This is a genomic window from Bradyrhizobium sp. AC87j1, from assembly GCF_002936975.1.
Lineage (GTDB): Bacteria > Pseudomonadota > Alphaproteobacteria > Rhizobiales > Xanthobacteraceae > Bradyrhizobium > Bradyrhizobium shewense.
On the sequence record NZ_PTFE01000179.1, the window covers coordinates 1 to 7,878 of the forward strand.

Here is a 7,878-nt window from a genome sequence, read left to right on the forward strand (position 1 = left end):
GCGAAATCAATCTATAGAGCGCGAGGAGACGATGCGCGATATCAGTCGCCTGAGCTGCCGCAGGGATCTCTTCTCCCGACATTTCCTTGTATACTGTCGTCTTCAATACGTTCGGATAAGTTGTGGGCCACCTTGTCGCGTCCGCGACAGCAATGTTCGGCGACGTGCTACCGCGACACTTAGTGAAGCCGTTGAATACAATGCTTTCTCAGGTCTTCCCTGCATTGGCACAACTCTTGAGTAAGGAGATTTCGTATTCTCCTTTTTTCTCTCGCGACCCTCTTCATTGGCGCCGCGGTGCTCATTTGGAATCTGGGAGTTACGGTAGATCTGCTACGAGCGGTCTGGGCGATCATCATCGTTTTCGGTCTGCCGATAGCACTGTTCCCGGTTCCACTCGGACGTTCACGCCCTCCTTCTTGAGGGCGTTTTCCTGGGCTACGTCAAGAAAGCTTCATGAATTTCGAGCTGGGAGTACAGTTTGCATGGAAAACGTGTCGAGTGGGCGCAACAAATCCTTCGCGATCTGCAAACGGAAGAGTCAACGCATTTTGAACAATATCAGATTTCTCCGGCAACGCTTTGAGCCGGAGGTTGTTGCGCAGGAGCGTGCTCGAACCGGTAAGTTGGAAGTGAAGAGCAACGTGGCTAAAACGACATGAAGCGATCGGGGTAAGCGGTAGCTTCTAGCTCGCGTGCTCTGCCCGAGAATGCCCCACCGCTGAAGATACTCCATAGTTTCTCGTTCCGTCGGGTCGACTAGCGAGAACGCCCAATTGCAACCCTTCTCCACTGTAGCAGGTGTTCTGACGCGTGATCGTTTGTCATAACGCAATCAACAGAGTTGTCGAACGAAACGTTCCGCCCATAAAAAGCGAGCCAAGGTGCTTGTTGCGCAAAATTCTTGTGTTGTTATCACCCTGTACAAGAGCGCCATGACAGCCTCTTGCGAAACCAAGCCGAAGTCGGCCAAGGCGCAAGAAGCAAGCTGTGATGAAATTATGTCCGCACGAGCCGCAATCGCCTTTGGCAGTACAAGCGCGAAAGTCTCCTTTGCGTATCCGTGTGGAAATACGTCAGAGCCCAAGCGCTCACTCAAATAAGAACGGAGGAGTTCCTTGCCCGAGCGAAGTGCAAACGGAAGCTTCGCTCCAAAATTGATCAATCTCGGATCGCCGAATGGGCGGACGGGCCAAAGACCTCGCGTCGCGAGTGGGCGAGCATGACAAAGACTTGCGAGCAGAGTTGTGGATAGAGTGGCGCTGAGGGGGGCGCTAAAAAGGAAGGATGAACGAGCGGCGTCGAGCCCGCGTTTCGTCAATAGGTCTTCTGCAACCCCAAGCGCGATATCCAGATGGGGTGAAGAGGGAGATCTGGGTTCCCCCTCGTCGCTGCTGAAGCGAGCGCAAAGCTCGTCTCCTCCTATGCCGGACCAGATTATTTCGCAGCCATCACCGCGAAACCGATCCCAGAGTGACCCGAACGCCTCAAGGTAATACTCTGAATTGAGTGGCAGGCGTCCTTTCAGGTCAAGATCTAGATCAATCGCCGGCATGTGGGCGCACATTTCAACTTTGTGATCGCGGCAGTTCAGTGCGCTCAAAATGCTCGCTCGGCGGTCAATCTGCTTGGGGCTACTCCCGTCGCCCAATAGTATCCCGCCACATGCTAGCGATGCTACGCTCTCGCCAACAGCAATTGCGACGGAAGCGGAGTCCATTCCTCCGCTCAGCTCCACAGCGCTTGCGCAGAAGGTCGTCGGCCGCGAACGAACAACCGCCTGAAGAGTATCAGAAAACTCAAGGACATGATCGCTCTCCTCTCGTCCGGAGAGCTCAGGGGCTGATGAAGTTGTCGCGCCGTACTCAAATGACGTTTCCGATCTGTCGACGTACAAGGTGGAGCCAGCAGTCAGCAGGTTAACGCCAACGCAGGCCTGTCGCGCAGAGTAGAACGTTCTCATCGACAGGTGATGCGCTATAATCTCTGCATCAATCGCTCGCGATTTATCCAAAAACTCGACAAAATCCCAGGAGAGCGTAACCGTGCGAGTGCGCTCCTCCACGTGGAAGTAAATTGGGAGGCTGCCAATATGGCCTGCTCGTACACGCAACCGGGGACCCCGGCGAGCGGTCTCGATCACGATAAAATCGAGCGGCCAGTGCATGCATTTCTGGTAGTGCTGACGAAACTGATCTGTAGACGCATGGTCTATTACGACCGAATGAACGCCAGCCCCGTCCGCCGCTCCTTGACGCTCACGTATAACGAAGAACCATTGCTCAGTGCTCTTCACTAACGAGCTCTCAAGACTCTTATGTTGGAATGGCCAGATGCAGCTTTCACCAAACTCTATCGAACAGCCTTTGACAACAGGATCGAAGTTTTCCAGGTCGGCTATTTTCAGAGTGGCCTTGAGCATTTGTTCCTCGACTTAAACGTTACCGCCTCTCGTGTGAGAGGCGGTAACAGAGTGAAGAATGATCTTAAAGGTAACCTTCGTTAGCGCTGTCGCTAGGGAAGGGGCCCTTTGGATACGAAGTAGTGGGAGGTGGCAGCACCGGTAAGGGGAGGTCAGTTGTATCGGGCCGCGATGGCCGCTTAGACGTGTCTGCTGTTGCGCTCTTCATGTCGTGTTCCTATTGATAGCGTGATCGGGCTTCTCGTCGTGTGGCGCGGCAGCGTGTCGAGCCACTCTATAGCGTCTCTCATGTGAGAAGCCGGGCGACAACCTACCAAGATTTGCGGGGTTGGATGACGGTGCTGGACAGAATTGGGTTGGAGCTTAGTAACGGTAAACGGCAGCAAATTCCGCAGAGCCGCATCTTTACGTGAGATCGTATGGAATCCAGATCGCAAGGCCATGTCGGCTCTCTCAGTGCAAGCAAAGCCCCATTCCCTGGATCCGCCGCAGATCAGGTCAACGACAGCACATTGTCGCCGGTTTCCGAAGTTCTGCATGCGTACTGGCGATCCGATCGGCGCTTGCTTCTCATCGTTGCCACAGTGGTGCTGATCTCCAGCGCGAGCAGCGTCGCAGCCCCCTATGTATTTTCGGGTCTCATTGATCGCCTCCCGCGGGGGGAAGGCATGTCGGCGTTTGCCTGGGGATTCGCCGGCTATGCGGTCCTGCTCGGCATAGCCTCCGCATTGCAGCGCATGCTGCAGTATCTTTCCTTCATGACAGCCGAGAACCTGGGCTTCATCGCTGCAACTCGCTTTTTCGATCGCATCCTGAGAAAAACCTCAGCCTTTTTTCTTGAGCACAATCCCGTGGAGATACAGAGTGCGGCCGCGCGCGGGTGCAGCGCGTTGACGACGTTGGTCCAGCTTGGAATTATGATATTCATCCCGGCTGCAGCGCAGCTTCTGCTTACGCTCGCTATTCTCGGTGTGCTCGTCAATATCCAAATCGCTGCAATCGTCGTCGCTTATGGGGCTGTCGCGATTACATTGGGGTGGAGTTCCACGCGTCGGGCGCGCGTGTTTCTGGACCGGGCCATCGAAGCCGGACAGGAGAATGCGCGTTTCGTCGGCAACGTCATGAACTCCATGGACACGTTGCGCCATTTCGGCAGTCATTCCTGGATGAGCCAGCGCTTTACGATGAAGGCGCGGGAAGTGCGCGATAACTGGCGAACCTACGTGTTTCAACGATTGGCCTACATAGCCGTGCTCGGCTTAGCCATCGCGCTACAATTTGCCGTCACACTTCTCCTTCTAATACCTGAATACCGGGCCGGCGCGGTCACGATCGGCGATATTGTGCTATTCAACACGCTTCTACTCCAACTCAATATGCCCTTCGAGATGGTCGCGCGCGCGATCTCTGACGCGGCGCGGTCGCGAGCCGACCTCATTCCTCTCGCCAGACTGTGGGTCGCACCAGAAGAGCGGCGAACATCTCATGCTCATAATTTCACGCCCTCCGCTGGCCAGCTATCCTTCGAGGGCATTGGTTATGCCTACGACAACGGTCGTGGCGTTACGAATGTCTCGTTTATGGCTAGGCGCGGCGCCATTACCTTCCTTGTCGGCGAAACCGGATCGGGGAAGTCGACAATATTCAAGCTCGTCCTGAAATCGATTGAGCCAGACTGCGGCCGTATTCTGGTCGATGGAACCGATATAGCGACCATCGATCACACGGATTGGTATGCCGCAGTTGCTGTTGTGCCGCAGGACGTGATGTTGCTCAATGAGTCGCTAGCCGACAACATTCTGCTAGGACGGCCCCGCGACGAGGTGCGCCTTCGCGGTGCATCGGAAAAAGCCGCGATTCTCCCCATTATCGAGGCTCTGCCGGAAGGATTTGAAACAACCGTTGGAGAACGCGGTTTGAAGCTTTCAGGCGGGGAGCGCCAGCGTATTGCTATTGCCCGCGCGCTCTATGGCGAGCCGGCGATCCTTCTTCTCGACGAGGCCAGCTCCGCGCTTGACGAACGAACCGAGCGGGACATTTTGGACCATATTCGCAGCCTAGCGGAAGATGTGACCGTGCTGGCAATCACTCATCGCAAAGGGGTCATTTCTGCAACCGACGTCGTGGTCGAGCTGACCGACTGCGGCTTGTCCTTGACATAGGCGAAGGGGATGATCAGCCCGGCGCGTTGATTGTCTGCACTGCAGGCGCATTGCTGGACGAGATGTGACCTTGCCCCCAGATTTTATCGAGTTCTGAGTTCGCTCAAGCCATTGGATTTGCCCAGTTGGGCGGTGGTAGCGACGGGAGCTGGCGCGGAGCCATCGGCATAGCGCAGCGCCAGATCCCGGCGCGGGTGGCAGGTGAAGGCGAACTCGGAGGGTGTCTTCCATCCGAGCTGTGAGTGCGGTCGTGTGTAGTTATACAACCCAGCTTGATAAGACCCACGGGACCGGTTTTCGCGAGCTCTTGTATCGGTGGCATCCGTGGTTTGGTCAGCCGGTGTTTGTCCACCAGGCGATCGCCAAGTCGGATGATGTTGTTTTCCGCTGCACGCTGAGCGGCTCCGACGCGACTCGGTGGCTTGAGATTCCTGCCTGGATGTTCGATCGCGTGGCTTGCGCGGATGATTCGGTCGTCACCACCACGCCTTATGTCGATTCATCAGCGCTGTCGGTGCTAGCGGGCCTTCTGTCGGATGTGTTGAAGGCGGGCACCGCATCATCGAACGCCTTGCTTTCTGGCGCAATCATGACCTCTCGCGATCCGAATCGGGGAGAGGCCCATGTCAGGCAAGACCACGACAATGGCGCGCCGGCCGCCAGCGCAGCGGAGTCGGCACAGGCAGGATCAGCGGCGCCAGGCGCCGCAAATGGACCTGTTCGCAAGCGGCCAGTCCAGCGGTGTCATCGGAGCACCGGCTTGGCCGGAGCTGCCGGCAGAGGTGCAAGGCACGCTGACCAACCTGTTGGCGCAGCTGATCCTGGAACACGCGGACAAGAGCAAGACGGCCGTAACGACGGAGGACGGTCATGATCTCTGACAAGATTCGGCCCCATCATCTGGAGCGCAAAGCACTGCTCTATGTGCGGCAGTCGTCGGCCCATCAGGTGCTGCACAACAGGGAGAGCAGCGCGCTGCAATATGCTATGCGGGATCGGCTGACGGCGCTTGGCTGGTCGCAGATCGAGGTGATCGACGACGATCTCGGCCGCTCGGCGGCTGGCTCCGTTCAGCGTGCTGGATTCGAGCGGATGGTCGCGGAGGTGTGCCTCGGCAAGGTTGGCGCCGTCTGCGCGCGTGAGGTCTCCCGCTTTGCCCGCAACAGTCGCGACTGGCAGCAACTGATCGAGATGTGCGCGTGGTCGACACGGTGCTGGTCGATCAGGAGACCGTCTATGCGCCGCGCCACGGCAACGACCGCCTGCTGCTCGGGTTGAAAGGCAGCCTGAACGAGTACGAGCTTGACCTGTTGCGCCAGCGTTCGCTCTCGGCGCGTTACGAGAAGGCGCGCCGCGGCGAACTGGTCGTCGCGGCACCGGTAGGCTTTGTGAAGGCCGGCGATCGCTACGAGAAGGATCCAGACCGCCGCGTGCAAGACGCCATTACCCTGGTCTTCGACAAGGTTCAGGAACTGGGCAGCGCTCGTCAAGCCTTGCTCTGGTTCCACGAGCATAATCTCGAACTTCCGGTGAAGCAGAACAATGGCGATGTGGCCTGGCGGCGGCCGAACTACGCCGCCATCCACCGGATGATTGAGAACCCCATCTACGGCGGCGCCTATGCCTATGGTAGGACTGCGGTTGCGGTAGGCTATGGAGCCAACGGTGCCAGCGTGAAGATTCGTCGCAAAGCACGCAGTGACTGGCTGGCGCTGATGCCAAATGCCCATGAGGGCTACGTCAGTTGGGAGAAGGCCGAGGCGATCAGGACGATGGTCAGCAACAACATTCCCACCAGCCGTCATCATGGCGCCGCCAAACATGGCAATGCGCTGCTGGCCGGCATGATCCGGTGCCGGCGCTGCGGGCGCAAGCTGACGCTTCGATATACCGGCGCAAAGCATGGCATCCCGCGTTATAGCTGCAGCCGTGCCTGGATGGACAATGGCGAGCCGCGCTGCATCGCCTTCGGCGGCCTGCGCGTCGACGATTCCATCGAGGAAGCGCTTCTCGGCGTGGTGGGGCCCGGCGCTATCACTGCCGCGGTCGCCGCCGAGAGGCAAGCCGGTCAACGGCGCGATCAGGTACGCGAGGCACTTCTGCGCGATCTTGAAGCGGCGCACTATGCGGCCGATCGCGCCTTCCGTCAGTACGACGCTGCTGATCCCGCCAACAGGCTGGTTGCTGGCGAACTGGAGGCTCGCTGGAACAAGGCGCTCGCGCGTGTGGCAGAGGTCGAAAGCAAGATCGCGACGCATGGCGCAGCCATGCCGATGCCAGCCATCGCCCCGACAGCGCTTGCCGCACTCGCGACGGACCTCAAGACCGTCTGGGCCGCCCCAACGACAGACGCGCGCCTGAAGAAGCGCATTGTGCGCACCCTCATCCAGGAGGTGGTCGCCGACATCGATCAGGAGGCAGGCGAGATCGTGTTGATTGTCCACTGGATCGGCGGCGTACACAGCCAGATCCGCTTGCCCAAGCGTCGGCGCGGCCAACGCAATAGCGCCTCAGCCGATGTGATCACGGCTGTTCGCCAGTTGGTGCTGATCGCCAATGACGATCTCATCGCCGGCACACTCAATAGGAATGGCCTTGTCACTGGTCACGGCAACCGCTGGACGCGTGAGCGCGTCACATCGTTGCGCTCGCATCACCGCATTCCAGTGTTCAAACCTGCTGATGACGGGATCGAGCCGTGGCTCAATCTCAGCAAAGCCGCGCGGCTTCTCAAGATCGCGCCCAAAACCCTCAGACTGGCGGCGGAGGCCGGCGAGATCGCCGCCATCCATCCCTTGTCCGAAGGCCCTTGGATCTTTGCCCGTGCCGATCTCTCGGCATCAGCCGCACAAACAATCACAGAACGCGCGCGCCAAAATCCAAAATACCCCACGGGATCGCATCCCGATCAGCAAAATCTCTTTGCTTCAACCACATAGACAGATGGGTGTTGTGATGCAGGATTGTAATCGGCGCGCCAGCATCCGAGCGCGACGCGGGTCTGAGCCAGCGACGTAAGCTTTCGATGAAGCCATTCTGCATGGGCTTGCCCGGCGCAATGTAGTGCCAAGCGACGCGGCTCTGATCCGCCCATGTCAGGATGGCGTTGCTGGTCAGCTCGCTGCCGTTGTCGCTGACCACCATTTTCGGCTTGCCGCGCTCGATCATCAGCCGGTCAAGTTGCCGGGCTACGCGGATGCCGGAGAGCGAGGTATCGGCCACCAGCGCCAGGCACTCGCGGGTGCAGTCATCGACCACGGTGAGGACGCGGAAGCGGCGGCCGCAGGTCAGCTG

General features: G+C 58.5%; 5 protein-coding genes and 2 pseudogenes. 4 read left to right on the forward strand and 3 right to left on the reverse strand.

The annotated features are described in order from the left end of the window. Nucleotides 1-835: 835 nt before the first annotated feature. Nucleotides 836-2,422, reverse strand: a complete 1,587-nt coding sequence (locus CV770_RS43725; RefSeq protein ID WP_245454005.1) for a hypothetical protein — start codon at nt 2,420-2,422, stop codon at nt 836-838. A gap of 419 nt (nt 2,423-2,841) precedes the next feature. Here CV770_RS43725 and CV770_RS40005 point away from each other — a divergent pair, with 419 nt between their 5' ends. After that, nucleotides 2,842-4,584, forward strand: coding sequence for an ABC transporter ATP-binding protein (locus tag CV770_RS40005; protein WP_104466214.1), 1,743 nt, complete (start codon nt 2,842-2,844; stop codon nt 4,582-4,584). A gap of 83 nt (nt 4,585-4,667) precedes the next feature. Here the strand turns inward: CV770_RS40005 and CV770_RS40010 are convergent. After that, nucleotides 4,668-4,847, reverse strand: a pseudogene (locus CV770_RS40010) (IS3 family transposase); the annotation flags it as partial. A gap of 360 nt (nt 4,848-5,207) precedes the next feature. On the opposite strand from CV770_RS40010, the gene CV770_RS41945 reads away from it, so the two are divergent. Genes CV770_RS41945 through CV770_RS40015 form a run of 3 tightly spaced genes read left to right on the forward strand, consistent with a single transcriptional unit; the run spans nt 5,208 to nt 7,523 of the window. Beyond that, complete coding sequence (locus CV770_RS41945; protein WP_146101454.1) at nt 5,208-5,465, forward strand: hypothetical protein; 258 nt, start codon at nt 5,208-5,210, stop codon at nt 5,463-5,465. Next, nucleotides 5,455-5,862 carry a recombinase family protein gene (locus CV770_RS43730; protein WP_245454006.1) on the forward strand — a complete coding sequence of 136 codons (408 nt, stop codon included), beginning with the start codon at nt 5,455-5,457 and terminating at the stop codon, nt 5,860-5,862. Before CV770_RS41945 ends, CV770_RS43730 begins: the two co-directional genes overlap by 11 nt. After that, nucleotides 5,784-7,523, forward strand: a complete 1,740-nt coding sequence (locus CV770_RS40015; protein WP_245454007.1) for a recombinase family protein — start codon at nt 5,784-5,786, stop codon at nt 7,521-7,523. Before CV770_RS43730 ends, CV770_RS40015 begins: the two co-directional genes overlap by 79 nt. A gap of 8 nt (nt 7,524-7,531) precedes the next feature. Here the strand turns inward: CV770_RS40015 and CV770_RS42320 are convergent. Next, a pseudogene (locus CV770_RS42320) lies at nt 7,532-7,878 on the reverse strand (DDE-type integrase/transposase/recombinase); the annotation flags it as partial.